This window comes from Mesorhizobium sp. M0848, assembly GCF_040319805.1.
GTDB lineage: Bacteria > Pseudomonadota > Alphaproteobacteria > Rhizobiales > Rhizobiaceae > Mesorhizobium.
The window spans coordinates 140,647-165,291 of sequence record NZ_JAMYOM010000005.1; the positions used below are offsets into that span (position 1 = coordinate 140,647).

A 24,645-nucleotide genomic window follows, 5' to 3' on the forward strand; every position below is an offset into this window, starting at 1 on the left:
ATGTCAACATCTCTTCATTGTTGACCAAGATTTAAATCTCTGTAATAAACTCGACAAAACAAGAGAACATGGATTTCGGGGAGGCCCATGGCGATACGCGATGTTCTGATGCGCGGGGATCTTGCGCTGACGCCGTCGGAAGAGAAGATCGTCCGGCTGCTGTTGACGGACTATCCGACCTCCGGCCTCGGCACCGCTTCGTCGCTTGCGCGGCGCGCTGGCGTCAGCGATCCGACCGTGGTGAGGCTGGTCGTAAAACTCGGCTATGAAGGGTTTCCGGATTTCCAGGCGAAGCTTCTGGCCGAAGTCGAGGCAAGACTGCACTCGCCGCTGCTGATGATGGAGGCCAAGCGGCAGAGCGGTTCCAACGACAGCGCCGTGCTGGCCTATCTCGATAGCGTCACCACGGCCTTGCAGAAAGCCACCGCCGCGACACCCATCCAGACATACGAACGGGCGGCCCGCCTGCTGATGGAGGTCAAGGGCGAGGTCGTGCTGGTTGGCGGCCGGTTCAGCCGCCACATCGCCGGCATGCTGGCCGGCTATCTCGTGCAGTTTCGCTCCGGGGTTCGCGATCTTGGTGTGCTCTCCCCGCAGACCTTCGACACGCTCGCCGACCTCGACCGCCGCGACGTGCTCGTCGTGTTCGACTATCGCCGCTATCAGCTTGATGTGATGGCCTATGCGAGCCAAGCGGCGGCGCTCAATGTGCGCATCGTCCTGTTCACCGACCAATGGCTGTCGCCGATATCAGATCTCGCCGAAGTCACCATCGTCAGCCCGCTCGAAGTCGCCTCGCCCTACGACACGCTGGCGCCGGCGATCGCCCAGATGGAGGCGCTGGTCGCCCATATCGTTTCGACGCTGGGCGACGAGGCCCGCGCCCGCATCGAGCGGCTCGAAAGGGTGCGACATGCCAATGCCGTGACGCTCGACAGCGACCCGCAAGAGAACGGCGCGCGCAAGATACCCGGACCCCGCAAGACGCCGGGACCCAAATCAGCAAAGCAGGACGACAAAGCATGACCCAGGCCCTACCCAAACGAGACGAAGCCTTCCGTGCCGGCGAAACGGCACTGCTGCTCGTCGACATGCAGCGCATCTGGCTGGAGCCGGGCGCCGATCCGTCGCATCCGGAGCGTGGCCCCGATCACTATTTCTACCGGCAGACATCCTCGCGGACGATCCCCAACCAGGAGCGCCTGCTGGCCGCGGCGCGGGCCAATGGCGTCGAGGTGCTGCACACCATCATCCAGAGCCTGACCGAAGACGGCCGCGACCGCTCGCTCGACCACAAGCTGACGCCGATCCATATTGCACCCAGCCTCCCCGAGGGACTGCCGGTGGCATCGCTGGCGCCGGTTGGCGACGAGATCATGCTGCCGAAAACGTCGTCGGGCATCTTCAATTCGACCAATGTCGACTATCTCCTCAAGAACCTCGGCATCCGCTATCTCGTCGTGGTCGGCGTGCTGACCGATCAATGCGTCGACATGGCGGTGCGCGACGGCGCCGACCGCGGCTATCTCGTCACCTGCGTATCGGATGCTTGCGCCACCATCACCCAGGAACGCCACGACATCGCGCTCAAGGCCTTCGGCGGCTACTGCTGGGTGGCCGACACCGACACGGTCGTCGACCGCTTCAACGCTTTGGGAAAACCGGCATGACATCGACCGTCGAGCCTCTGGTTGCCGTCGTCACCACGGATCTCTCCGCCGTCACGCGGGGCCGTTTCGTTGCCGAAAGCAAGTTGCAGAAGACCGCCACGACCGGGGTCGGCTGGCTGCAGGCCAATCTGTCGCTGACGCCGTTCAACTCGATCGTCGATCCCAACCCCTGGGGCTCGTCGGGCGACCTGCGGCTGATCCCCGATCTCAAGGCGCGCTTTCGCACGACACGCACCGGATCGGCGACGCCGTTCGACATGGTCGCCGGCGACATCGTCGAGCTCGACGGCAGCCCATGGCTCGGCTGCACCCGCACGATGCTCAAAGAGGCGTCGGCCGATTTGAAAGCCGCGACCGGCCTGTCGGTCATCGCCGCCTTCGAGCATGAATTCAACGTCGCCGACGGCGGCTTCGCGCCGGCGCATTCGATGTCTTTCGCCGCGCTCAGGCGAACCGACCCCTTCGCGCCCAACCTGATGGCGGCGCTGGAGGAGGCCGGCGTCGCACCCGAAGTGGTCATCGCCGAATTCGGCGACGAGCAGTTCGAGGTGACGCACGAGCCGGCGGACGCGCTGACGGCAGCCGACCGCGCCGTCGCCATCCGCGAAATCACGCGCGAACTGGCGCGCAATGCCGGCTGGCGTGCGAGCTTCGCGCCCAAAACCGCGCCAACTGCCGTCGGCAACGGCGTCCACATCCATTTCAGCTTCGTCGACGAGGCCGGCAAGCCGGTGACATACGATCCGGCACTGGCGGGCGGCCTTTCCGCCAAAGCCGGCGCCTTCTGTGCCGGCGTGCTGCGCCATCTGCCTGGAATGACCGCGATGACGGCGTCGAGCGTGTCGTCCTTCTACCGGCTGAAGCCGCACAGCTGGAGTTCGTCCTATACCTGGCTCGCCGACCGCGACCGCGAGGCGTCGCTGCGCATCTGCCCGACAGTGACGATGGGGGGGCGCGATCCGGCGCGGCAGTACAATATCGAGTACCGGGCGGCGGACGCCACCGGCAATCCCTATCTGTCGCTGGCGGCGATTATCCGCGCCGGGCTGGAAGGGCTGAAGGCGGGCCTGCCGTCGCCACCTTTGGTCACCGGCGACCCGACGCTGATGAGCGAGGCGGAGCGCGCAAGTCTCGGTCTAGTGCGCCTGCCCGAAACCCTGCCCGCGGCACTGGACGCGTTGCTGGCCGACGGCACCGTGACGGGATGGTTCGCGCCTGTCTTCATCGACACTTTCGTCGGCCTCAAACGACATGAAGCCGAGCGTCTTGCCGGTCTCGATCCGGCCTCCATCTGCGATCTCTACCGGACGCTCTATTGATGACCGCACGGACCGAAAAAGATTGGCCGGAGGCCGTCGAGGTCCTCAACGAGCACGGCCGTTCCGATATCGTGCTGTTGTGCGAGCATGCCTCCAACCACATGCCGGCCGAGTATCGACAGCTCGGCCTCGATGCCAATCATCTGCAGCGCCACATCGCCTGGGATATCGGCGCCGCCGAGGTGACCCGCCTGCTGTCCGCGAAGCTCGATTCACCAGCTTTCCTCAGCGGCTACTCCCGGCTGCTGATCGACCTCAACCGGCCGCTCAATACCCAGGGCAGCATTCCGGTGCTGTCGGAAGATACCGGCATTCCCGGCAATGTCGGCATCGACGCGACGGAGCGGACCCGGCGTGCCGAGATCATCTTTTCGCCGTTTCATGACCGGGTGACCGCGCATCTCGACTGCCGGGCACAGGCAGGCCGGCGGACGCGGATCGTGACGATCCATTCCTTCACGCCGGTCTTCCTCGGTGTCAGCAGACCCTGGCATGCCGGCGTGCTGCACGACCAAGCAAGAGATCTCGCCGAAGCGATCCTTTCGGGCCTGCGCACCGACGCCGGGCTCAATGTCGCGGCCAACGTGCCCTATGTGATCAGCCGTGACGCCGACTACGCCGTGCCCATCCATGGCGATGATCGCGGCATCGCCGCCGTCCTCATCGAGATCCGGCAGGACCTTTTGTCGACACGGCGCGGCATCGAGGAATGGGCGGACCGGCTGGCGGCGGCACTGCCGGCACAGAAGGCGGAGAAGGTGTCGTGAGCAATCTCAGCTTGCGCGAACGTGACGCCGCGACCATCGCCCAGATCGGCAAGCTGCGTTTCTCGCCGCTCAGCGTCATCGGCGGCCGGGGCAACCGGCTGATCGAGGAAGACGGCCGCTCCTTGCTCGACCTTTCGGGATCGGCCGGTCCGGCGGTGCTCGGCTACGGCCATCCGGCCATCGTCGAAGCGGTCGAGACGTCGATCCGCGACATGGCCGGCGCCAGCCTGCTGCTCTACCCGAACGAGCCCGCCGTATCGCTGGCGGAGCGGCTGCTGGCGATTACGCCCGGAGAAGGCGAACGGCGCGTCTGGTTCGGCCATTCCGGGTCGGATGCCAACGACTGCGCGGTGCGCGTGCTGCAGGCGGCCACCGGCCGTTCGCGCTTCATCTCGTTCATCGGCTCCTATCACGGAAATCTCTCCGGCTCGATGGGCATCAGCGGCCATACCGCCATGACCCACACGCTACCCCGGCCGGGCGTGCTTCTGCTGCCTTATCCCGATCCGTTCCGACCGAATTTCAGCAGCGACGACGTGCTTGCGCTGCTCGACTACCAGTTCGAGACCACCTGCCCGCCGCATCAGGTCGCGGCGGTGTTCATCGAGCCGTTGATGTCGGATGGCGGGCTGATCGTGCCGCCGCCTGGCTTTCTCAAGGCATTGCAGGAGCGTTGCCGCAGGCACGGCATCAAGATTGTCGTCGACGAGGTCAAGGTCGGGCTCGCTCGCAGCGGCATGATGCACTGCTTCCAGCATGAAGGACTGACGCCGGACCTCGTCGTCTTCGGCAAAGGCATCGGCGGTGGCTTGCCGTTGTCGGCCGTGATCGGCCCTAAGGAGATCATGGACCATGCGCCGGCCTTCGCGCTGCAGACAACCGCCGGCAATCCGGTGGCGACATCGGCCGGCAACGCGGTGCTGAAGACGATCGAGACGGACGGCCTGGTCGAGCGCTCGGCGCGGATCGGCATGCTGTTTTCCGACGCGCTGCGAGCCCTTGCCGCCAGGCATGAGATCATCGGTGATGTGCGCGGGCGCGGCCTTGCCATCGGCGTCGAACTGGTCAAGGGCCGCACGACACGTGAGCCGGTTGCGGCGGCGACCACGGCCAAGATCATCTATCGCGGCTATGAGCTGGGTGCAGCCTTCACCTATGTCGGGTTGAAGGCCAATGTGCTGGAGTTCATGCCACCGCTGACGCTGACGGAAGACGAAGTGGCGGAGGGCGTGGCGATCGTCGACCAGGCGATCGCCGACGTCAACGCCGGCGAGGTCTCGGACGCGGACGTCGCCTCCTTCATGATGTGGTGAACAGAAAGGCGCGGCCACGGCTGCGGCAGAAATTGCCTAGAGCAGTTCACCGTTTCACGGAAACGGCGACCCGCTCTAACTCCTTGTTTTTACGCAATCCGGACGGAAAAGCGTTTCACACTTTTCCTGAAATTGCTCGAGGCAGCCCCGACTGATTGTTGCGCAGCAACTATTCCGCGATACGCACGATCAGCTTGCCGAAATTCCTGCCTTCGAGAAGGCCAAGAAAGGCCTGTGGCGCATTTTCGATGCCATCCACGATATCTTCCCTGTATCGAACCCGGCCGGATGCTATCCAGTCGGCCATCTCGCGGTAGAAGGCCGGGCGCTGGTCGACAAATTCGCGCTGGATGAAACCCCTGATCGTCAGGCTGCGGTGCAGCACTTGCTGCATCAATGTCGGCAACCGGTCGGTGCCGGCATCCGCGATGACGTTGTACTGCGCGATCAGCCCGCAGACCGGCACACGCGCAAACTCGTTCAACAGCGGAAACACCGCGTCCCAGACAGGACCGCCGACATTCTCGAAATAGATGTCGATGCCGCCGGGGCAAGCTGCCTTCAACTGCTCTGCAAAATCGTCGGCCCGGTGATCGACGACCGCGTCAAAGCCCAGCTCGTCTCGCACGAAGGCGCACTTTTCGGCACCGCCGGCAATGCCGACGGCACGCGCTCCCTTGATGCGCGCGATCTGGCCGACGGCCGACCCGACCGCACCGCTGGCGGCCGCCACGACGACCGTTTCGCCAAGCTTCGGCTGTCCGATGGTGAGCAGACCGGCATAGGCGGTGAAGCCCGGCATTCCGAGCACACCCAGTGCGGTCGTGATGGGCGCCGCCGCGGGATCGAGCTTGCGCAGCCCAACACCGTCGGACAATGCAAAACTCTGCCATCCGGAGTGGGACAGGACGATGTCGCCTTCAGCAAATTCCGGATGGCGAGAGATCATCACACGCGCGACGGTGCCGCCCTCCATCACACCGTCGACATCGACCGGCCTGGCATAGGATTTGGTGGCGTTCATACGACCGCGCATATAGGGATCGAGCGACAGATAAAGGATCTGCAACAGCAGTTCGCCCTCTCCCGGCTGGTCAAGGTCAACCGTCTCGATGCGGAAATGATCCGGCTTCGGCCGGCCTTGCGGTCGCGCCGCGAGCACGATGCGGGTGTTGGACTGGATTGACATGGAGACCTCTCCGCGAAGGATGTTCTACTCGAAAAACCGGTTGGGCGGCCGCTTCAGGCCGAGATTCTCGCGCAGTGTCGACCCCTCATATTGCCGCCTGAAGATGCCTCGCCGTTGCAATTCCGGCACCACTTTCTCGGCAAAATCATCGAGCCCTGCCGGCAGGTAGGGAAACATGATGTTGAACCCGTCGGAGCCCTCGGCAACCAGCCATTCCTCCATCTCGTCGGCGATTGTTTCAGGCGTGCCGACAAAAGCAAGCCCGGAATAGCCGCCCAGCCTTTGCGCAAGCTGCCTAACGGTCAGGTTCTCCTCGCGCGCCAGTTCGATGACGCGCTCGCGGCCACTCTTCGAGGCATTGGTCTCGGGGATTTCGGGCAAGGGCGCGTCGGGATCAAAACCGGACGCATCATGTCCGATCGCGATCGACAGCGAGGCGATGCCGCTCTCGTAATAGACGAGGCTGTCGAGCTTAGCCCGTTTGGCCTGCGCGTCCTCGACGCTGTCGCCGACCACGACAAAGGCACCGGGCAGGATTTTGATGTCGTCGCGCGAGCGGCCAAGTTTCTCCGCACGGCCTTTGACGTTGGCGAAGAAACGCTGCCCCGAGGCGAGATCGGCATGGGCGGCGAAAATGACTTCCGCCGTTTCGGCAGCCAGCTGTCGCCCCGCCTCCGAGGCGCCGGCCTGGACGATGACCGGCCAGCCTTGGATAGGCCGCGAGATGTTGAGCGGACCGCGCACCGAAAGATGCTCGCCCTTATGGTCAAGCACATGCAGCTTTGCGGGGTCGAAATAGAGCCCGCTTTCGGCGTCGCGGATGAATGCATCGTCGGCGAAGCTGTCCCACAGGCCGGTGACGACATCGTAGAATTCCCGTGCCCGCCGATAACGCTCATCATGCTCGACATGCTCGTCGAGGCCGAAGTTCAGCGCCGCGTCAGGGTTGGACGTGGTGACGATGTTCCAGCCGGCGCGTCCGCCGCTGATATGGTCCAGCGAGGCGAAGCGGCGGGCAACATGATAGGGCGCGTCGAACGTCGTCGATGCGGTAGCGACCAGCCCGATATGGTCGGTGACGGCGGCGAGCGCCGACAGCAGCGTGAATGGCTCGAACGACGTGACAGTGTGGCTGCGCCGCAGCGCCTCGATCGGCATGTTGAGAACGGCCAGATGGTCGGCCAGGAAGAACGCGTCGAATTTCGCCGCCTCCAGCGTCTGGGCGAAGCGTTTCAGATGCGCGAAATTGAAATTGGCATCGGGATAGGCGCCCGGGTAACGCCAGGCGCCGGTGTGCAGACTGACGGGGCGCATGAAGGCGCCGAGGCGCAATTGTTTTCGTGTCATGTGGCGGATATCTCGGACGTTGGAGATTGAACAAATCTCGACGAGGATCGACCTCCATCAAGGCACGGGGAAGGTATTGCGTTCCCCCGCCACGCGCTTCCGCAGCATTCGCTTCCCCGCCGCCAGCGCAAAATGGCACAGCGCTCCGCCGGCGAGCTTTATGGGCTCAGTGTCGCTGCGACCGGCGCAGATATGTCTCCAGCCAGAGGCTGTAGCGTGAGCCGCCGAAGCACAGCACGAAATAGATCAGCGCAGCGAACAGATAAGCCTCGTCGTAGTAGCCGAGCCACTGCGGATCGGCCGCCGAGGATCGGGCCGCATTGAGCAGGTCGAAAATGCCGATGACGGCAAGCAGCGATGTCGCCAGCAGGAAGCCGATCGCCAGATTGACCATGCCGGGAATGACCAGACGCAGCGCCTGCGGCAGGACAACGAGCTGCATCGTGCGCCAATAGCCGAGGCCAAGCGCGGTCGCGGCCTCGTGCTGGCCCGCCGGTATTGCCTGGAGGCCGGCACGAACGACCTCGGCGACATAGGCCGACCAGAACAGCGTGATCATGATCATCGCCCGGACATTCTTGTCGATCAGCTGGCCATTCGGAATGGCCATTGGCAGGATGAGCATCGCCACATAGAGGATGGCCACCATCGGCGTGCCACGCATCAGTTCGATAAAGGCGATCGCAAGCGTGCGCAGGCCGCCCATGCCGGAACGCCGCGCCAGGGCGAGCAGGATCGCCAGCGGCGTCGCCAGTCCGAAGCAGACCGACCATACGAACAGCGTCACGGCCAGCCCGCCCCACTGGTTCGATGGGACGGCGGGAGGCACCAGCGTGCCGGACATCAAGATCCAGCTGGCGACGACGACGACAGGCCAGGCGACGAGCAATCCCTTGCGCCAAAATCGCGGCTGAGCGGTGATGACGAGGAGCCCCAGCAGCAGCACCATGACGACGAGCGGGCGCCATTGCAGCGCCGGCGGATAGAAGGCGAACAGGATGAAGCGGAATTTCGCCCCCACGAACGCCCAGCATGCGCCGTTGGCGAGTGCACAGTCGGCTGAGGTTCCGGTCCATGTCGCGTCGAATACGCCCCAGCGCAGCAGTGGCGGTACGATCCAGCCCAGCAACGCCACCGTAACCAGGGTGATGACTGAATTGAGCGGGGTGCCGAAAAGCCCGATCTTCAACGTCCGCAGCGTTGCCGACGATCGCCACGGTCGTAGGTAAACAGCGTCGGAGATGCTCATGTCCTCGCAATTCCTCTGAGAGCGACACGCCGGTTGTAGTGGTTCATGGCGGCCGATACGGACAGGTTGATCGCCAGATAGATGCCTATCAGCAGTGTCAGCGCTTCCAGCGACTGCCCGGTCGTGTTGGCGGTGGTGTTGATGATGCTGACGAGATCAGGGTAGCCGATGGCAACCGCAAGGCTGGAATCCTTGGTCAGGTCCAGGTAGCTGGAAGTTGTCAGCGGCGTGATGACGCGCAAGGCCTGCGGCAGCACGACGAGCCGCATGATCTGGCCGCTGTGCAGGCCAAGCGCCCGGGACGCTTCCCATTGGCCACGGTCGACCGACTGGATGCCGGCTCGCACGATCTCGGCGATTGCCGCCGAAAACTTGACCACCAGGCCCGTCAACAGTGCCGTGAATTCCGGCGTCAGATTGTAGCCGCCGCGAATGTTGAAGCCAGCCAGCGCCGGTATCTCCCAACTCGCACCGGCTCCGGTTAGAGGAAAGGTCAGCACAACGCCAGCCAGCAGCCCCGCGGTTGCGATGCCCAGCCGCCTGGCAGGCAAGCTGCCCTCGCGCCGCGCCCTCCAAAGGAAAGCCATATAGGCCAAGGCGAGGCCGACAAGCAGCCAGAGCGTCGGCGCCGACACACCATGAAAGGCGAGCCCGGGAACGAACACGCCCCGGTTGGTGAGGAAGAAACTGCCGAAGACCGAGAGCGCCTGGCGTGGCGAGGGAAACGATTTTGCCAGCGAAATCCAGAAGAACAGCTGAAGCAGAAGCGGCGTGTTGCGGACGATCTCGACATACCAGCGCACGAGCGCGGCCAGCAACAGATTGCCTGAGAGGCCGGCAACACCGAGAGCAACGCCGAGGATCGTGGCGAGCAGACATCCAAGCGCTGCCACCGTCAGCGTGTTCAGAAGACCGGCCAGGATCGCGCGCGCATAGGGGTCGCCCGCCCTGAAGGCGATCGGCGCCTCGCCGATCTCGAAATTCGCCGGCCTGCCGAGGAAGTCGAACCCCGGCGTGATGCCGATGCGCGCCATGGTCGCGGCGGTGTTGTGGCCGAGCAGCCAGAACAGGGCGATGACAGCCGCGATCACCGCGATCTGGGTCAGCGGCCAGTCGCCCCACCACCTGGACAACTTGCGTAACATGCCGGGTCCGTCTGGACCCGGCACGGTTTCGTCCGTCAATGACATTGGCTGAAGGGTCTCAGCGGAACGGCGGTGAGTACAGCAGACCACCGTTGGTCCACAGGCTGTTGTAGCCGCGCTCCCAACCGAGCGGTTTCAGGTTCCGGTCATAGATTTCGCCGTAATTGCCGACGGTCTTGACGATATTATAGGCCCATTTCGGATCGAGGCCGATCGCCTGGGCGAGCGACGGGTCTACGCCGAGAAAGCGCTGGATGGCCGGATCCGGCGATTTCAGGAACTCGTCGACATTCTTGCTGGTGATGCCCCATTCCTCGGCCTGGATGGTTGCGTTGACCGTCCAGTTGACGATTTCGAGCCAGCGGTCGTCGCCACCGGCGATTGCCGGTGCGAGCGGCTCCTTCGACAGCCGCTCGGGCAGGATAATGTAGTCATCGGGCTTCTTCAGCTGGGTGCGCTTGCCAACGAGATCGGACGAGTCCTGCGTGATGGCGTCGACGCGCCCTGTCTCCAGTGCGTTGATGAATTCGCCGGTATCCTCGATCGTCACCGGTGTGAACTTCTTGCCGGTCTTGCGGAAGAAATCGGCGATGTTCAACTCGCCGGTCGTACCGCTCTGAACGCCGATCGTGGCACCGTCCAGGTCGGCAGCCTTGGTGACGCCGAGGTCCTTGCGCACAAGGATGCCCTGGCCGTCGTAGAAAACCGTCGGACCGAAATGGAAGCCGAGCTGGAAGGCACGCGTGATCGTTACCGTCACGCCCGACAGCAGAATGTCGAACTCACCGGCCTGGAGCGCCGGCAGGCGCTGCTGCGGCGAAGAGTTGGTGAACTCCACCTTGTCCGGGTCGCCAAAGACAGTGATCGCCAGGGCGCGTCCATAGTCGGCGAAGAAGCCTTGCCAGCGACCGTTGCTGTCCGGCGAGAAGAAACCGGGTGTCGTGCCGACACCGACCTTGATGGAGCCACGCTCCTTGATCTTGTCGAGCGTCGGGCCCGCATAGGTCGCGGTCGAAAACAATCCCGCCGCCACCACCAGCGTCGTCGCCAGTGCCGTCCTCCAACCGGCGCCAAGCCGCATTGCAATCGTCATGTCAGTCAACTCCTGAGGTTCATTGTTGTCAGCCGATCGCGGAACGTCCCCCGCTCTGTTCGACTGCCCCGAAGTTAACTCTATAATTTTTGTAGACTAAGGAACGGCAATCCAATTTTCTGCCTGTCCGGAAAGCAGATTGCTTCGAAAATGCCCATTGGCGGCGAATGCGAACCTGCACCGTTCCCGAATGTGTTCCCTCGCGAAAGACACGTTCCAGCGCGGCTGAAGAAGAATATCCCGGGACAAAAAAATGGCCGGGCTCGAATACGGCCCGGCCAAAAGAAGGTTAAACCTTCAGAGGGGAACACCGTTCAGCGGAATGGGAGGAAACCGCCGAACGATTTTACCTGTTTGAGCCTATTTTGGTTACTTGGCGACGAATGGAATTCCAAAAATATACAAATGAGCAAAAATTCGTGCTCAGCAGCCGTTACGAGCCCGCGGTTCCGGTCTGGAGGAGATCAGCGTAGTGGCGGCGTGCCACGTCGGGATGTGAACGCAGCCGGCTTTTGAGCACGTTGGTTCCGACATCGCGGAACAACGGGTTGTCGGGATCGCTTGCCGGTCCGCGCGCCTGCGCCGCCAGTTCCTCGGAAAGGCCGAGAAGCGGGATGGTCGCATCGAGCCGCGCGCTGAAGAAGAAGGGGACAGAAATCCGCTCGACGCCGGCAGGCGGCGTCACGACGCGGTGCACGGTGGCCCGCAGATATCCATTCGATGCCAGTTCGAGCAGTTCGCCGATGTTGACGACCAGCGTTCCCGCCAGCGGATCCACATTCACCCAGCTTCCGTCATATTCGACCTGCAGCCCCTTGTTGTCGTCCTGCAGCAGCAGTGTCAGGAAACCGCCATCCTTGTGCGCGCCGACGCCCTGGTCGCCTTCGGTCGCGTCACGGCCGGGATAACGCACGATCTTCATGCGATGATTGGGCGAGTCCCGGTAGATCGCGTCGAAGGCGTCCTCGGGCTGATCGAGCGATAGTGCGAAAGCTTTCAACAGCCGAATCGCCACCGCGGTCGCCTTAGCCTGCCATGCAAGCAGTGCCGGCTTGAGTTCCGGCAGTGCAGACGGCCACTGGTTCGGTCCCTGCAACCTTGTCCATGGTGCAATTCCAGGTCCCTGCGCTATGGGCTGGCGCTCGACGCCTAAATCGAGTTGCTCACGCCAATCGGCCGCGCCCCTGGTCAGTTCGCCGCCGGCGCGGGTGTAGCCGCGGAACTGCTGGGATTTGACCATTTCGATCGCCAGCTTGTCGGCCTCCGGCAGCGCGAAGAACCGGCGCGAGGCATCCAGCACGTCGTCGATCTCCGAGGCGGAAATTCCGTGGCCGCTGAGATAGAAGAAGCCAACGTCTCGCGCCGCCGTGCGCAGGTCCAGGAGAAAGGTACGATATTCGGAGGCACCTTGTTCGAGACGGCTCAGATCGAGCACCGGCACAATTCTGGGCATGGTCAGGTTCCTTCTTTTTTCTGCTTTGGATTTTGCATGAAGCTCCCCCACAGAAGCGCGAAGCTGGAAATGATCGCTCCGGCCCACAACAGTTCGGGCGAATAGCGCCGGATGCCGAGGAAATGCCAAGTCTTGCACAACGACATGGCAAGCGAGCAGCGGTCAGACGTCTGCAGCAGACATGGCAGGGTGCGCTCGATTGGAAATCCGGTGTTCGACATGACCTGTGCGTAGACGATCGCCCACCAGACGAGAGCAATGAGCGTCAGGACAATTCCCGCCGCTTCCAGCCAGCGCGGCGAAAACAGTTTTCTGACCGATGCCGACGTATTTTCGGTCATGCCGAGAACCCGAGAATCTCGAGGATGTGCTGGCGTTGGGCTACGATGCGCGGATCGTCACGCCGCCGGGGGTAGGGCAGATCGACCGCGACCTCGGCCTTGATGCGTGCCGGGCGCTCGGTAAGCACGATGACGCGCCCGGACAACAGCAGCGCCTCTTCGACATCGTGGGTGACCAGAATGACCGTGTATCCGGCCTGCCGCCAGAGCGCCAAAAGCTCCTCCTGCATGGTCAGCCGGGTGAGTGAGTCCAGCCGGCCCAGCGGCTCATCGAGCAACAGCAGGCGCGGGTCGTTGATCAGGGCACGCGCCAGCGCGGCGCGTTGCGCCATGCCGCCGGACAGCTGGTGCGGAAAGGCGGAGGCGAAAGCCTCGAGCTTGACCAGGCGAAGCGCACCATCGATCCGCTTCTGACTGCCAGGCAGGACGCCGCGCGCTTCCGGCCCGATGGCGACATTGTCGCGAACGGTCCGCCACGGAAACAGCGTCGGGTCCTGAAACACCAGGACGCGCGACGGATCCGGTCTGGCGACGATTGTCCCGTTTGCCAGCACCTCACCGCTGCTTGGCCGTTCCAGCCCTGCCGCCAGCCGCAGCAGGGTCGACTTGCCGCAGCCGGACGGACCGAGCAGCGCCACGAACTCGCCTGGCGCCACGGCCAGGTCGATCTGGCGCAGCACCGGCAAGGGTTGCCCATCCAGATCGTACTGATGCGAGACGCCGTGAAAGTCGACGGAAAGACCGGCAGAGTTATCGACCGCGACGCGAGTGGTGCCGAAGGCTACCATTGTACGACACCCTTCTGCCAACCGAGCAGCCGGTCGCGCGCGACGAACAGCAGCTTGACCAGACCCGAGCAGAGCAATGCCATGACGATCAGCATCGCGTAGACGTTGGCGTAGGCCGAATAGGCCGTCTGGAACTGCAGATACCAGCCCAGACCGTATTTCGCGCCGAGCATTTCGGCGACCACCAGCACGGCAAAGGAATAATAGAGCCCCATGAACAGGCCGACGAAGACATGCGGCAGAGCGGCCGGTATCGCCACGCGAAGAACCAGATAGCGGCTGCTGGCGCCAAGCGTACGCGCCACGTCGTAGAAGGAGCGGTTGACCGAGTTGACGCCCGACGCGGTCAGGATCGCGACCGGTATGCCGGATGCAAGCGCGACAAGGAACAGGCTGGCCTGGAATGTCGTCGGGAACAGGAAGAAGGTTGCCGGAATCCAGGCGCTCGCCGGCACCGGCCCGATCAGCTTCAGCACCGGCATGCCCCAATAGGCGAAGGTTTTGGACCAGCCTAGCGCCACGCCGCCGATGAAGCCGACAATGATGCCGCTGAAGAACCCGATCGTCCACAGCCGCGCGGTGTAAGCGATGCAGATGAGGATGCGTTGCCAGTCGACGATATAGACATGCAGGAGGCCGTGCGGCGGCGTGAAGAATGGTTTCGGCATCCAGCCGAGCTTGGCGGTGATCAACTCCCAGACCGCGAACCAAAGGCCCAGCACAATCAGCCATGGACCGTAGTGCGTCAGCCCGCGGCCAAATCCGCCAAGCTTTTCGACGCTGAATGCAAGACCGGCCAGGATCATCGCTCCGGCGACCAGCAGGGCGACGAAGACATCGCGGCTACCCCACGGAACGACATCGGGGAAGGCAATCGTGACAACGGCAGCGAGCAGCCAAGCCGAGGCGGCATAGAGCCCGTGCTTCCACACGGGCCCGGCAGAAGCGGAAGAAACACTCTTTTCGCCTGCGTCCTCGTCGATCGCTGCGCTCATCACCGCAACCGTCAGGCCAGAATGTCGACCGTCACCCGCTGCGCGAGTTCCGCCGGGTCGGTGGTGGGATCGAGCACCTTGATCAGCGACAGATCAGCGGCCGCATGCTTCACCTGATCCTGCAGGTCCTTGCCGACCGGATGGTTGTGCAACACCCATGACGCAATCTCGTCGCGAATATCTTCAAAGGGGAAGCCCGGGTTGAGATTGTCGACGAACCACTTTGCCACCTCATCTGGATGCGCCGCGGCATATTCGTGGATCTCGATGTCGGCCTCGGCCAACCGCCGGATGGCATCCTTGTTGGCATCCAAGAAAGCCGAATTGACGCCAAGCACACAGCAGACTGCACCTTCGAACAAGCCGGTTTGCGTGTTGGCGATTTCCACAAGGTCGAACTTCTTCTTGTGGGAATAGGCCCACGGATCGAGATGCGCCAGCGCATCGGCCTGACCCTTGCCAACCGTTTCGCCGACCAGATCGAACGGCACGTTGAGCCAGTTCACATCATTTTCGGGATCGAGACCTGCCTTGGCCAGCGCAACCTGGAAGGAGTGCTTTGGCGGGCTGGCGACGTCGTAGGAGACGATGGTCTTGCCCTTCAGACCTTCGAGCGTGGTGACGCCGGAGGCCTTGGACGCCAGCAGCCTTGTACAGCCGCCATGTGAGCCGACGAACAGCTTGACGTCCAGCCCCTGCTCCAACGGCTTGACCCAGTCATAGAGCAAGCCGGCGCCGGCATCCGTCTTGTTGGTGGCGATCGACTGGATCAGCGTCTGGCCGCTGGCACCTTGATAGTAGAGTTCGATGTCGAGATCATGCCTGGCATAGATGCCCTTCGAAAGGGCGAAGGCGATCGGCGAATGGCAGGCCGCGAACTCGGTCCATGATAACCGCACCTTGGTCGCATTGCCGGCTATGGCGTAGCTGGTCGGCCTGGCGAGCAGGGCCACAGCCGCGGCGCCAACACCGAGTGTGCCGGCGGCGCGCAACACGCCGCGCCGCGAGATCTTCGATGTTGCCCCGATTTTCCTGCTGGAAGTCATTGTACCCTCCTGTGACCGGATCGATGTGGAGCCGACGATTTGTTCGCCAGCAGAAATGCCTCAGGCGGCCTTCAATTCGCGATCGCCGACGGCCTGATCGAGCGCCTGTTCAAGATCGCGAATGATGTCGTCGGGATGCTCGATGCCGACGGAAAGCCTGACATAACCGGGCGTCACGCCGGTCGCGAGCTGCTCTTCCGGCGAAAGCTGCGAGTGGGTCGTGGTCGATGGATGGATAGCCAGCGAGCGCGCATCGCCGATGTTGGCGACGTGATAGAGCAGCTTCAACCCGTTGATGAAGGAACGTCCAGCCTCGCGGCCATCCTTGAGTTCGAACCCGACCAGCGCGCCGTAGCTGCCCTGACGGAAATAGGCGTCGGCCCGGCGCTTGCTCTCGCCGCTTTGGTAGCGTGGGAAGATGACGTTGCTTACCTTTGGATGACCGCGCAGAAACTCCGCCACCTTGATGGCGTTCTCATTGTGTTGACGGAGGCGCAAGGGCAGCGTCTCCAGGCCCTGCAGCAGCTGGAAGGCATTGAACGGGCTGATCGCGGCACCGACGTCGCGCAGAAGCACGGTGCGGATGCGCAGTACATACGCCACCGGTCCAAGCGCTTTGGCCGCCTCGACCCAAACCTTGCCGTGATAGCTTGGATCGGGCTGGTTCAGCGTCGGGAAGCGTTCGGCATGGTCTTCCCATGGGAAGTTGCCGCCATCGATGACGATGCCGCCGATCGAGGTTCCGTGGCCGCCAATGTATTTCGTCGCCGAATAGACCACGACAGCCGCGCCATGGTCGAACGGCCTGATGCTCAGCGGTGCCGCGGTGTTGTCGACGATCAACGGCACGCCGAGCGACCGGCCGATGTCAGCGACTTCCTTGATCGGGAAGACTTGCAGCTTCGGATTGGGCAGCGATTCCGCATAGTAGGCGCGTGTCCGCGCATCGGTGGCACGGCGGAAATTCTCAGGGTCGGACGGATCGACGAACCGTACTTCCACCCCCAGGTGCTTCAGGGTCGCGGCAAAAAGGGCCCAGGTGCCGCCATAGAGATCGGTGGCGGAGACGATGTTGTCGCCGGCGCCGGCAAGATTCAGCACCGAATAGGCTGAAGCCGCCTGGCCGGAGGACACAAGAAGGGCAGCAGCACCCCCTTCCAGCGCCGCGATGCGGGTCTCCAGCGCATCCTGCGTCGGGTTCGAGACGCGCGTGTAGATATGGCCGATCTCATCGAGGGCGAACAGCCGGTCGGCATGGCCGGTGTCCTGGAACTGGTAAGACGTGGTCTGGTAAATAGGTACGGCAACGGCGCCGGTGGCGGGATCGGCGCGCCAGGAGCCGCCGTGAAGGGCAAGGGTCTCGGGAGAAAGATTTTCCAGGGTCATTTATCGTTCCTTCCTGATGGTTGTGGCGGTCAAGCGACCGGGACAGCTTCGGCGCGTGCCTGGACGGCCAGCAGATCGGCGTGATGGCGCCGCGCGACGTCGGGATGCGAACGCAACCGGCTCTTCAGCGCGTTTTGCCCGGAATTGCGGTAGAGCGGATTCTGCGGATCGCGGGTGACCCCGTTCGCCTGCGCCTTCAGGTGCGGCGCCAAATCCAGGAGCGGAATCTCGGCATCGAACGGAGCGCCGAGGAAGAAGGCGACCGACAGCCGGTCGGTGCCGGCTGGCGGCGTTACGACCCGGTGCACGGTGGCCTTCAGGTAGCCATCGGTCGCCATTTCCAGCAGTTCGCCGATGTTGACGACAAAGGTGCCGGCGCGCGGCTCGGCGTCAATCCAATCGCCATCGGCGCTTTCGACCTGCAGCCCCTTCTGCCTTTCCTGCAGCAGGAGCGTCAGGAAGCCGCTGTCCTTGTGCGCACCGACGCCTTGCTCGCTTTCGGTCGCGTCACGGCCGGGATAGCGGATGATCTTGATGAGGTGGTTCGGCGTGCCGGCATAGATGGCTTCGAAAGCACCCTCATCCTGCTCCAGGACAATGGCAAAGGCTTTCAGCAGGCGCGTCGAAAGATCGGTGAGGCGATCCTGCCACTCCAGCAGAAGCGGCTTCAGCTCGGGCAAGGCGGTCGGCCATTGGTTTGGTCCCTGCAGGCGCGTCCAGGCCGGCAACGAGGCATTGCGCGGCAGCGCCGGTGCCTCCGAGCCGATGTCGACCTGCTCGCGCCAGTCCCTCTGGCCTTTCGTCAGTTCCTGTCCAATCCGGTTGTAGCCGCGGAAATGCGGCGAGTTGACCATCTCTATCTGGAGCTTGTCCTTGTCCGGCAAGGCAAAGAAACGTCGTGACGTGCCAAGCACATCGTCAATCAGCGATTGTGCGATGCCATGTCCGGTCAGGTAAAAAAAGCCAACATCGCGTGCAGCGCGCCGCAGTCCCTCGATGAATTCTTTGCGAGATGCCGGATCGGCTTCATAGCGGGAAAAATCCAGCACCGGAATCGTTTGTTTACCAGCAGAACTGCTCATTTCGACCTCTTGTTTGGTGATCGAAGCGTCGCACCGCAAGCGATGGAAACAAAGAAAACGCCATCCCTTTCGGTGACAGGTGGGGAAATTCCAGTATCGCTCGGGCAAGACCGACAGCGCGTTTTTGTTAATTCTACAAGATTGGTAGATTTTGCCCTGCGACCGGTATCACGCCCCTATTCCGCGGCGGCCCGGTCGATCTGGCTGCGGCTCCGCTCCCAGGACAGGCCTGGGACCGCCGCCAGCAACGCACGCGCATAGTCGGATCCGGGACGTGTCAAAACCTGTTCGGCGGGACCGTCCTCGACGATCTTGCCGCTCTGCATGACGACGATGCGGTCGGCGATCGCCGAGGCGACACGAAGATCGTGCGTGATGAACAGCATCGACAGGCCAAGATCGCGTTTGATTTCCGCCAGAAGGTCGAGAATCTGCGCCTGTATCGAGACATCCAGGGCCGAGACCGGTTCGTCGGCGACGAGCAGGTCGGGCTCAAGCATGAGAGCTCGCGCCAGGCCAATACGCTGCCTTTGGCCGCCTGAAAAGGCATGCGGGAAACGATCGGCCGCACCGGGGTCAAGTCCGACGCGGACAAGGAGGCGGGACATGCTCTCCTCCGCCCTCTCGCGTGAAAGGCCGTTGACTATGGCGGCTTCGGTAAGGATGCGGCGGACGCGATGGCGCGGATTGAGGGAGGCGATCGGATCCTGAAACACCATCTGGATACGCGGACGTAAAGTGCGCTCCCGTGTCGTGCCGGCGAGATCGCCACCGTCGAAGCTCAGGCTGCCTTCATCCCAGTCGGCCAGTCCGACGACGCATTGGCCGAGCGTCGTCTTGCCCGAACCGGATTCACCGACGAGGGCGACCGTCTCGCCGCGCCCAATCGTCAAATTGACACCGTCCAGCGCCCTGGTGGCGGAGGCCTGCCGCCGCCAAGGGGCGCGGCGATCACGATAGGTCTTGCTCAGCCCGCGGACAACGAGAAACGGATCCCCTGCGTCCCGTCTTTGAATTGCACTGGTATGAAGAACCGGAACGGCTTCGATCAGGCGGCGTGTGTAGGGCTGCGATGGCGCTTCGAGGACGTCGTTTGCTCTGCCGCTCTCAATCACCCGGCCCTCCTTCATCACCACGACGCGATCGGCGATATCGGCGACCACGCCGATATCATGGGTGATGAACAGAACGGCGAGGCCGAGCCTTTCGCGGATTTCAAGGATCAGCCGCAGGATTTCCGCTTGCGTCGTGACGTCGAGCGCGGTGGTGGGTTCATCGGCGATCAGCAGGTCCGGATCGTTGGCGATCGCCATGGCGATCATCACCCGTTGCCGCTGTCCGCCCGAGAGCTGGTGCGGGTAACGGTGAATGATCGTCTCGGGATCCGGAAGCCTGGTTGCCCGCGCCAGTTCCAGCACGCGAGCGGTGCGCGCCTTGCGGTCGCCGCCATCATGCGCGGCGAGCGCTTCCTCGATCTGGCGGCCGATGGTCAGCACCGGATTGAGCGCGCTCATCGGTTCCTGGAAGATGAAGCCAATGCGCTTGCCGCGCAACAGGCGGAACGAAGCCTCGCTGATCCCGGCAATGTCGCGGCCATCGAAACGGATCGCACCGGCGGCGATCCGGAGCTGCTTGGCAGGCAACAGGCCGGCAATGGCCGCGGCCAATACCGATTTGCCGGACCCGGATTCGCCGACCAGGCAGAGCACTTCGCCACGATCGATACGCAACGACACGTCTTCGACGGCCAATGCTCGATCGGCGTGCTCCGGCAAGGCGATGGAGAGACCCGCGATCTCGACCAGAGCCGTCATGCGCGCCCACCGCGATTGCTGTTGCGAGGGTTGAGCCAATGGTTCAGGCCGTCGCCGACGAGGTTCAGGGAAAGAACGGTGAGGAAGATCGCCAGGCCCGGAATGGTCGACAGCCACCAGTTGACGCGAAAGGCGGTCCTGCCGGTGCCGAGCAGATAGCCCCAGGAGACGAACTCGCGATTGCCCAGACCAAGGAAGCTGATGCCCGATTCGATCAGGATGACGGTCGCCGTCATCAACGAAGCGGCAACGATCACGGGCGACAGCACGTTGGGAAGGATGTGCCCCCAGATGATCCGGGCAGTCGACAGCCCGCCAACCCGTGCCGCCCGCACGAAGTCCTGGTTGACGAGGCTCAGCACCTCGGCCCGGACCAGCCGGGCGATCTGCGGCCAGCTGACGATTGCGATGGCCAGGATGATCGAAGCCAGCGAAGGCGCGACGATCGCAACGATGACGACCGTCAGCAGGAAGCTCGGGATGGTCTGGAAGAACTCGGTGAACCGCATGGCGACGTCGTCGACCCAGCCGCCGAAATAGCCGGCGACAGCACCTATCGCCGTGCCGAAGGCGACGGCGAGCAGCGTCACCGCCAGAGCGATCAGCAGCGTGACCTGCGCCCCGTGGGCGATGCCGGCCGCAAGATCACGGCCGAGCATGTCGGTGCCGAACAGATGACCCGGGCTGAAGGGCGGCAGGTTCGGGCGCGCAACCATGCGCCAGGGATCGCCCGGAAAGAGGATACCGGCGAAGATCGCCATCAGGAGGATCGCGATCAGGATCAGCGCGCCGGCGACGGCGCCCGGATGCCTAAGGAACGGGGTTCGCGGCAAGGCCATCGCCTCAAGCTCCCATTTCGATGCGCGGATCGGCGGCAACGTAGAGAAAATCCGCGGCCAGGTTGATGACGACGACGATTGTCGAGGTGATGAAGAAGATCGCCAGCAAGAGGTTGTAGTCCCGCTGCATGAGGGCATCGAAGGCGAGACGCCCGACGCCCGGCCAGGCGAACACCGTCTCGATCAGGATCGACCCGCCAATCAGTTGTCCGGCCTGCAAGGAGGCGAAGGTGATGATCGGCAGCAGCGCGTTCCTCAGCACATGCTGGCGCCAGATCAATCCCGGTTTCAGGCCCTTGGCCCTGGCGGTACGGACAAAATCGCGATCGAGCACGTCGAGCACCGAGGCGCGCGTCACGCGCATGTAGATGGCCATGTAGAACAGGCCGAGCGTCAGAGCCGGAAGAATGAGATGAACGGCGACATCCCCGACAAGCGAGAGATCCGACCCGCCCTCGCCCACCGTCTGCATGCCGTAGGACGGCAGCCAGTTCAGCCAGACCGAAAACAGCAGGATCGCCATCAGGCCGGTCCAGAACAGCGGCATGGCAAAGAACATCACCGAAATGCCGGTCAGCACGGTGTCGAGCAGACTGCCGGCGTGCCGAGCGGCGATAGACCCGAGCGCAATGCCGGTCCCCAACGCAAAGCAAAAGGCGGTCAATGTCAGAAGCAGTGTGGCCGGCAGCCTTTCCGCGATGATATCGACAACAGGACGCTGGTCGCGGTAGGATTGGCCGAAGTCGAGACGCGCCAGCGACTTGGTGTAGATCCACAATTGCTCGGGCACGGAGCGATCAAGCCCGAGATCGTGGCGCAGTTCCGCGACAAAGGCCGGGTCGGCCGCACCCTGGTCTCCGGCCAGGACGGATGCCGCATCTCCCGGTGCGAGGCGCAGCAGCACGAAGTTGAGCACGATAACCCCAAACAGGATGAGAACCGCGCGGGCGGCCCGTCCCGTCAGGAAGCCAAGACGATCCATCCTACCCAGCCCCGCCAGCTATTTCGCCTGCCAGACATCGGCGAAGTTTTCATCTGTGCCGAGACCGGTCGCGATCAGATTGTGAACCTTGGTTCGGTAGAGCGTCGGAAAGACGATGTCGTGCGTCCAGATGAGCGGCACGTCGGCGGAGATGATCTTCTGGGCTTGCGAATAGAGCGCCTTGCGCTTGTCGAAGTCGTTCTCATGGGCGGCGTCGGCCAGCAGTCTGTCGACCTCGGGGTTGGAATAGCCATGCACATTGCCGCCGGTCGTGCCCGCATTGTCGCCTTCGAGCGTGGTGTAGGCATAGCTGATGCCGATTGCCGGGTCAGGGGTGGTGTAGACAAAGTTTTCGGCAAGATCATAGTCGAAGGTGGTCAGCCGCTTGAACCAGCCCGGCACGTCGGTCGCCACGATGTTGACCTTGATGCCGACAGACGCCAGCGCCTCCCGGACATATTCCGCCTCGCGCTGCCACAGCTCGCCATAGGGCAGCGGAACGAACTGCAGTTCGAAGCGCACGCCGTTGGCGTCGGGCTTCAGGCCGGCCTCGTCGAGGATGGCGTTCGCCTTGGCCAGGTCGAATTCATATTTCGTTTCGACCGATGTGTCCTTGAACCGCGACAGGCGCGACAGCGGGCCGTTGGTCTCGTGGCCGAATCCACCAAAGATCGTGTCGATGATGAACTGGCGGTCGATCGCATGCGCGATCGCCCGGCGCACCCGCGCATCGTCGAGCGGCTTGTGGCGGTTGTTGAGGTGGATGTAGCCGACCGGTTGAAGAAATTCCCAGCCTGCCTCGGTCAGTTGCACGCCATCGAGCCCGGCCAACCGCGTAATGTCGAAGTTCTCGACGTCGCCTGCGCGCAGCACATCCACCTGACCGGTTTCGAAAGCGATGGCGCGGCTGTTGGCGTCAGGGATGACGTGGAAGAAGATGTCGTTCAGATGGGGCTTGCCGGCATCCCAATAGTCAGGGTTGCGGACAAGGTGGATGAAGGACCCCTTCTTCCACTCGGCGAATTTGAACGGCCCGGTGCCGATGAACTTGCTGTTTGCCTCGGCGGTGCGAAAGTCGCTCACCCCTTCATAGAGATGGGCCGGCAGCACGGCGGTGTTGTGGACGTAGATGAAGGCCGGGTACGGTGCCTTGAGCGTGAACACCACAGTGTGGTCGTCCGGCGTGGCGATGTCCTTCACCTCCGCCAGGTTGAGTCGCGAGCGGGCCTGAAGTGCCGGCAGAAACTTCTGGAAGCTGAACACCACGTCCTTGGCCGTGAACGGCTGGCCGTCATGCCATTTTACATCGCGGCGCAGGTTGAAGGTGTAGACGAGGCCATCATCCGAAATCGACCAGCTTTGCGCCAGGCGCGGCAGCGGCTTCAGATCGGCCGAATAGGTCAACAGGCTCTCGTAGATCTTGTTGCCGACATAGGTCGTCGGCCCGAGACGGTTGACGCCGATATTGACCGTCGGCGGCTCGGGCTGGACGATCAGGTTGAGCGTCCCGCCCGCCTCCTCTGCCGCAAGTCCGGTCAGCGTCAGAAGCGTGGCTGCCAGAGACAGCATGATGGTTCGCAACAGGCGGGAGATCATCGTGAATTCACCTTGTCGAATGATTTATCGCGGAGCCTGAGATGTCGCTCCGCGGGAGTGTGGCTCCGCCGGATGGCGCAGCTGACCTGCCTCTTGCGAGTTGCGGCGTACTTTGTGCACTAAGATTATAGACAAAGGGGATTATGATAAGGGAACATGCTTCATCGATGTCAGCCAGAGCGAATATTTTTCCCAATATCCGTGCTGAAATGAGAGCGAATTGCCTGATGGCGGGCGGTCACGACAGGCTCGCCGGGTCGCGCCATCTGGTTGTGATGTCGACGGCGAAGGTGCAGAACACGAACGATGCCGCGGCGAAGATCGTCGTCCCGATGACGACCGGAAAATCGCCTTCAAGCGCCGAGTTGATCGCCAGCCGGCCGACGCCGTCCAATCCGAAGATCGTCTCCGTGACGATCGCCCCACCCATGATGACGGCAAGCTCCAGGCCACCCAGCGTGATCACCGGGTTGAGCGCGGCCTTCAACGCATGATCGTAATAGACCCGCCATTCCGGAACACCCTTGGCGCGCGCCGTCCTTATGTAGTCCTCGCCCAGAACCTCAAGCATGCTTGCGCGGATCAGCTGCTGGAAAATGCCGATCTCGGCAAGTGCCAGCGTCAGCCACGGCAGGGCCAGATGCCGGGCCCATTCGAACGGATCTTTCGTCAGCGGCACATAACCGCTGCTTGGAAACCAGAAGACCCCATGGTTGGAGAGCTGGAAGAACAGGAAATAGGAGATCAGGATGCCGGAGAGGAACGTCGGCACCGACAGGCTCGCATAGGCGAAGCCCGATATCAGCCTGTCCAGCCAGGAGCCCTGCCGGCGCGCGGCAATCACGCCAAGCAGGATCGACAGCGTCATCCAAATGACGACTGCACCAAGGGCGAGCGAAAGCGTCACCGGCACCTTGGACAGGATGAGGTCGGTCACCGGTGTCTGCTTGCGGAAGGAGTAGCCTAGCGCCGGCGGCCAGTGAGCGATCCCCATCGGCGCGCCCTGGATGTCGGGGCCGCGGTAGAGATAGTACCAAAGCTGCAGATACCATGGCTCGTTGAGCCGCAGCGCGTGCGCTATGGCATCGATCGCCTGCTGGCTGGCGTTGCGCGGCGCCAGCATGGCGGCCGGATTGCGGTAGGCTATGCGGGTGATGAAGAATGCAATCACCAGCACGATCAGCAGCGTCGAGAGCGCCCGGAAGATCAGCCTGCCTGTATGCCGGATCAT

22 protein-coding genes are annotated in these 24,645 nt (G+C 63.0%); 5 read left to right on the forward strand and 17 right to left on the reverse strand.

Translation table 11 applies throughout. The features are described 5' to 3' along the window. The first annotated feature begins 87 nt into the window (after nucleotides 1-87). The 5 genes from NKH95_RS07335 to NKH95_RS07355 are packed head-to-tail and all read left to right on the forward strand — an operon-like array spanning nucleotide 88 to nucleotide 5,069. Nucleotides 88-1,026, forward strand: a complete 939-nt coding sequence (locus NKH95_RS07335) for a MurR/RpiR family transcriptional regulator (protein WP_023809062.1) — start codon at nucleotides 88-90, stop codon at nucleotides 1,024-1,026. Beyond that, the gene (locus NKH95_RS07340; RefSeq protein WP_023809063.1) at nucleotides 1,023-1,670 is read left to right on the forward strand and encodes a cysteine hydrolase family protein; all 648 of its coding nucleotides are present in this window, start codon (nucleotides 1,023-1,025) and stop codon (nucleotides 1,668-1,670) included. Before NKH95_RS07335 ends, NKH95_RS07340 begins: the two co-directional genes overlap by 4 nt. After that, on the forward strand, nucleotides 1,667-2,989 hold the full coding sequence (locus tag NKH95_RS07345) for a type I glutamate--ammonia ligase (protein ID WP_352440721.1): 1,323 nt from the start codon (nucleotides 1,667-1,669) through the stop codon (nucleotides 2,987-2,989). The genes NKH95_RS07340 and NKH95_RS07345 overlap by 4 nt, the downstream gene beginning before the upstream one ends. Further along, nucleotides 2,989-3,756, forward strand: a complete 768-nt coding sequence (locus NKH95_RS07350) for an N-formylglutamate amidohydrolase (RefSeq protein WP_352440722.1) — start codon at nucleotides 2,989-2,991, stop codon at nucleotides 3,754-3,756. The genes NKH95_RS07345 and NKH95_RS07350 overlap by 1 nt, the downstream gene beginning before the upstream one ends. After that, nucleotides 3,753-5,069 (forward strand): aspartate aminotransferase family protein, encoded by a 1,317-nt coding sequence (locus NKH95_RS07355; RefSeq protein ID WP_352440723.1) that lies wholly within the window; start codon nucleotides 3,753-3,755, stop codon nucleotides 5,067-5,069. The genes NKH95_RS07350 and NKH95_RS07355 overlap by 4 nt, the downstream gene beginning before the upstream one ends. Before the next feature lie 169 nt (nucleotides 5,070-5,238). Here NKH95_RS07355 and curA read toward each other — a convergent pair whose 3' ends face one another. From curA to NKH95_RS07440, 17 genes are all read right to left on the reverse strand, one after another. Continuing rightward, nucleotides 5,239-6,258: an NADPH-dependent curcumin/dihydrocurcumin reductase gene (gene curA, locus NKH95_RS07360; RefSeq protein ID WP_352440724.1), complete on the reverse strand. Its 1,020-nt coding sequence runs from the start codon at nucleotides 6,256-6,258 to the stop codon at nucleotides 5,239-5,241. Between the two features lie 24 nt (nucleotides 6,259-6,282). Then, entirely contained in the window at nucleotides 6,283-7,605 is a 1,323-nt protein-coding gene (locus NKH95_RS07365; RefSeq protein WP_352440725.1) for an LLM class flavin-dependent oxidoreductase, read from the reverse strand. Nucleotides 7,606-7,771: 166 nt separating this feature from the next. Next, nucleotides 7,772-8,854 carry an amino acid ABC transporter permease gene (locus NKH95_RS07370; protein WP_032908639.1) on the reverse strand — a complete coding sequence of 361 codons (1,083 nt, stop codon included), beginning with the start codon at nucleotides 8,852-8,854 and terminating at the stop codon, nucleotides 7,772-7,774. Continuing rightward, the gene (locus tag NKH95_RS07375) at nucleotides 8,851-9,999 is read right to left on the reverse strand and encodes an amino acid ABC transporter permease (RefSeq protein WP_352553657.1); all 1,149 of its coding nucleotides are present in this window, start codon (nucleotides 9,997-9,999) and stop codon (nucleotides 8,851-8,853) included. Before NKH95_RS07375 ends, NKH95_RS07370 begins: the two co-directional genes overlap by 4 nt. Before the next feature lie 58 nt (nucleotides 10,000-10,057). Beyond that, complete coding sequence (locus tag NKH95_RS07380) at nucleotides 10,058-11,080, reverse strand: amino acid ABC transporter substrate-binding protein (RefSeq protein WP_127293017.1); 1,023 nt, start codon at nucleotides 11,078-11,080, stop codon at nucleotides 10,058-10,060. Nucleotides 11,081-11,525: 445 nt separating this feature from the next. Further along, nucleotides 11,526-12,545: an isopenicillin N synthase family dioxygenase gene (locus NKH95_RS07385; RefSeq protein ID WP_128302598.1), complete on the reverse strand. Its 1,020-nt coding sequence runs from the start codon at nucleotides 12,543-12,545 to the stop codon at nucleotides 11,526-11,528. A 2-nt stretch (nucleotides 12,546-12,547) separates the two neighbouring features. Beyond that, complete coding sequence (locus NKH95_RS07390) at nucleotides 12,548-12,886, reverse strand: hypothetical protein (protein WP_023809074.1); 339 nt, start codon at nucleotides 12,884-12,886, stop codon at nucleotides 12,548-12,550. After that, complete coding sequence (locus tag NKH95_RS07395) at nucleotides 12,883-13,674, reverse strand: ABC transporter ATP-binding protein (RefSeq protein ID WP_352795679.1); 792 nt, start codon at nucleotides 13,672-13,674, stop codon at nucleotides 12,883-12,885. The genes NKH95_RS07390 and NKH95_RS07395 overlap by 4 nt, the downstream gene beginning before the upstream one ends. Next, complete coding sequence (locus NKH95_RS07400; RefSeq protein ID WP_352891263.1) at nucleotides 13,668-14,669, reverse strand: ABC transporter permease; 1,002 nt, start codon at nucleotides 14,667-14,669, stop codon at nucleotides 13,668-13,670. The genes NKH95_RS07395 and NKH95_RS07400 overlap by 7 nt, the downstream gene beginning before the upstream one ends. An 11-nt stretch (nucleotides 14,670-14,680) precedes the next feature. Further along, nucleotides 14,681-15,715, reverse strand: coding sequence for an ABC transporter substrate-binding protein (locus tag NKH95_RS07405; RefSeq protein ID WP_352891264.1), 1,035 nt, complete (start codon nucleotides 15,713-15,715; stop codon nucleotides 14,681-14,683). 60 nt (nucleotides 15,716-15,775) lie between these two features. Next, the gene (locus tag NKH95_RS07410) at nucleotides 15,776-17,101 is read right to left on the reverse strand and encodes an O-acetylhomoserine aminocarboxypropyltransferase/cysteine synthase family protein (RefSeq protein WP_023809078.1); all 1,326 of its coding nucleotides are present in this window, start codon (nucleotides 17,099-17,101) and stop codon (nucleotides 15,776-15,778) included. Between the two features lie 29 nt (nucleotides 17,102-17,130). Beyond that, entirely contained in the window at nucleotides 17,131-18,183 is a 1,053-nt protein-coding gene (locus NKH95_RS07415; RefSeq protein ID WP_023809079.1) for an isopenicillin N synthase family dioxygenase, read from the reverse strand. Between the two features lie 176 nt (nucleotides 18,184-18,359). Beyond that, nucleotides 18,360-19,997: a dipeptide ABC transporter ATP-binding protein gene (locus NKH95_RS07420; protein WP_352610007.1), complete on the reverse strand. Its 1,638-nt coding sequence runs from the start codon at nucleotides 19,995-19,997 to the stop codon at nucleotides 18,360-18,362. Continuing rightward, nucleotides 19,994-20,836, reverse strand: a complete 843-nt coding sequence (locus tag NKH95_RS07425; protein WP_023809081.1) for an ABC transporter permease — start codon at nucleotides 20,834-20,836, stop codon at nucleotides 19,994-19,996. Before NKH95_RS07425 ends, NKH95_RS07420 begins: the two co-directional genes overlap by 4 nt. 4 nt (nucleotides 20,837-20,840) lie before the next feature. Then, nucleotides 20,841-21,818 (reverse strand): ABC transporter permease, encoded by a 978-nt coding sequence (locus NKH95_RS07430; RefSeq protein WP_023809082.1) that lies wholly within the window; start codon nucleotides 21,816-21,818, stop codon nucleotides 20,841-20,843. An 18-nt stretch (nucleotides 21,819-21,836) separates the two neighbouring features. Next, nucleotides 21,837-23,414: an ABC transporter substrate-binding protein gene (locus NKH95_RS07435; protein ID WP_352891265.1), complete on the reverse strand. Its 1,578-nt coding sequence runs from the start codon at nucleotides 23,412-23,414 to the stop codon at nucleotides 21,837-21,839. 238 nt (nucleotides 23,415-23,652) lie between these two features. Continuing rightward, the gene (locus NKH95_RS07440; RefSeq protein WP_352553670.1) at nucleotides 23,653-24,645 is read right to left on the reverse strand and encodes an ABC transporter permease; all 993 of its coding nucleotides are present in this window, start codon (nucleotides 24,643-24,645) and stop codon (nucleotides 23,653-23,655) included.

What these genes read in the sequence shown, in the direction of transcription:
- NKH95_RS07335 (WP_023809062.1), top strand. Translation starts at nt 88, where the DNA reads ATGGCGATACGCGATGTTCTGATGCGCGGGGATCTTGCGCTGACGCCG.
- NKH95_RS07340 (WP_023809063.1), top strand. Translation starts at nt 1,023, where the DNA reads ATGACCCAGGCCCTACCCAAACGAGACGAAGCCTTCCGTGCCGGCGAA.
- NKH95_RS07345 (WP_352440721.1), top strand. Translation starts at nt 1,667, where the DNA reads ATGACATCGACCGTCGAGCCTCTGGTTGCCGTCGTCACCACGGATCTC.
- NKH95_RS07350 (WP_352440722.1), top strand. Translation starts at nt 2,989, where the DNA reads ATGACCGCACGGACCGAAAAAGATTGGCCGGAGGCCGTCGAGGTCCTC.
- curA (WP_352440724.1), bottom strand. Translation starts at nt 6,258, where the DNA reads ATGTCAATCCAGTCCAACACCCGCATCGTGCTCGCGGCGCGACCGCAA.
- NKH95_RS07365 (WP_352440725.1), bottom strand. Translation starts at nt 7,605, where the DNA reads ATGACACGAAAACAATTGCGCCTCGGCGCCTTCATGCGCCCCGTCAGT.
- NKH95_RS07370 (WP_032908639.1), bottom strand. Translation starts at nt 8,854, where the DNA reads ATGAGCATCTCCGACGCTGTTTACCTACGACCGTGGCGATCGTCGGCA.
- NKH95_RS07375 (WP_352553657.1), bottom strand. Translation starts at nt 9,999, where the DNA reads ATGTTACGCAAGTTGTCCAGGTGGTGGGGCGACTGGCCGCTGACCCAG.
- NKH95_RS07380 (WP_127293017.1), bottom strand. Translation starts at nt 11,080, where the DNA reads ATGCGGCTTGGCGCCGGTTGGAGGACGGCACTGGCGACGACGCTGGTG.
- NKH95_RS07385 (WP_128302598.1), bottom strand. Translation starts at nt 12,545, where the DNA reads ATGCCCAGAATTGTGCCGGTGCTCGATCTGAGCCGTCTCGAACAAGGT.
- NKH95_RS07390 (WP_023809074.1), bottom strand. Translation starts at nt 12,886, where the DNA reads ATGACCGAAAATACGTCGGCATCGGTCAGAAAACTGTTTTCGCCGCGC.
- NKH95_RS07395 (WP_352795679.1), bottom strand. Translation starts at nt 13,674, where the DNA reads ATGGTAGCCTTCGGCACCACTCGCGTCGCGGTCGATAACTCTGCCGGT.
- NKH95_RS07400 (WP_352891263.1), bottom strand. Translation starts at nt 14,669, where the DNA reads ATGAGCGCAGCGATCGACGAGGACGCAGGCGAAAAGAGTGTTTCTTCC.
- NKH95_RS07405 (WP_352891264.1), bottom strand. Translation starts at nt 15,715, where the DNA reads ATGACTTCCAGCAGGAAAATCGGGGCAACATCGAAGATCTCGCGGCGC.
- NKH95_RS07410 (WP_023809078.1), bottom strand. Translation starts at nt 17,101, where the DNA reads ATGACCCTGGAAAATCTTTCTCCCGAGACCCTTGCCCTTCACGGCGGC.
- NKH95_RS07415 (WP_023809079.1), bottom strand. Translation starts at nt 18,183, where the DNA reads ATGAGCAGTTCTGCTGGTAAACAAACGATTCCGGTGCTGGATTTTTCC.
- NKH95_RS07420 (WP_352610007.1), bottom strand. Translation starts at nt 19,997, where the DNA reads ATGACGGCTCTGGTCGAGATCGCGGGTCTCTCCATCGCCTTGCCGGAG.
- NKH95_RS07425 (WP_023809081.1), bottom strand. Translation starts at nt 20,836, where the DNA reads ATGGCCTTGCCGCGAACCCCGTTCCTTAGGCATCCGGGCGCCGTCGCC.
- NKH95_RS07430 (WP_023809082.1), bottom strand. Translation starts at nt 21,818, where the DNA reads ATGGATCGTCTTGGCTTCCTGACGGGACGGGCCGCCCGCGCGGTTCTC.
- NKH95_RS07435 (WP_352891265.1), bottom strand. Translation starts at nt 23,414, where the DNA reads ATGATCTCCCGCCTGTTGCGAACCATCATGCTGTCTCTGGCAGCCACG.
- NKH95_RS07440 (WP_352553670.1), bottom strand. Translation starts at nt 24,645, where the DNA reads ATGATCCGGCATACAGGCAGGCTGATCTTCCGGGCGCTCTCGACGCTG.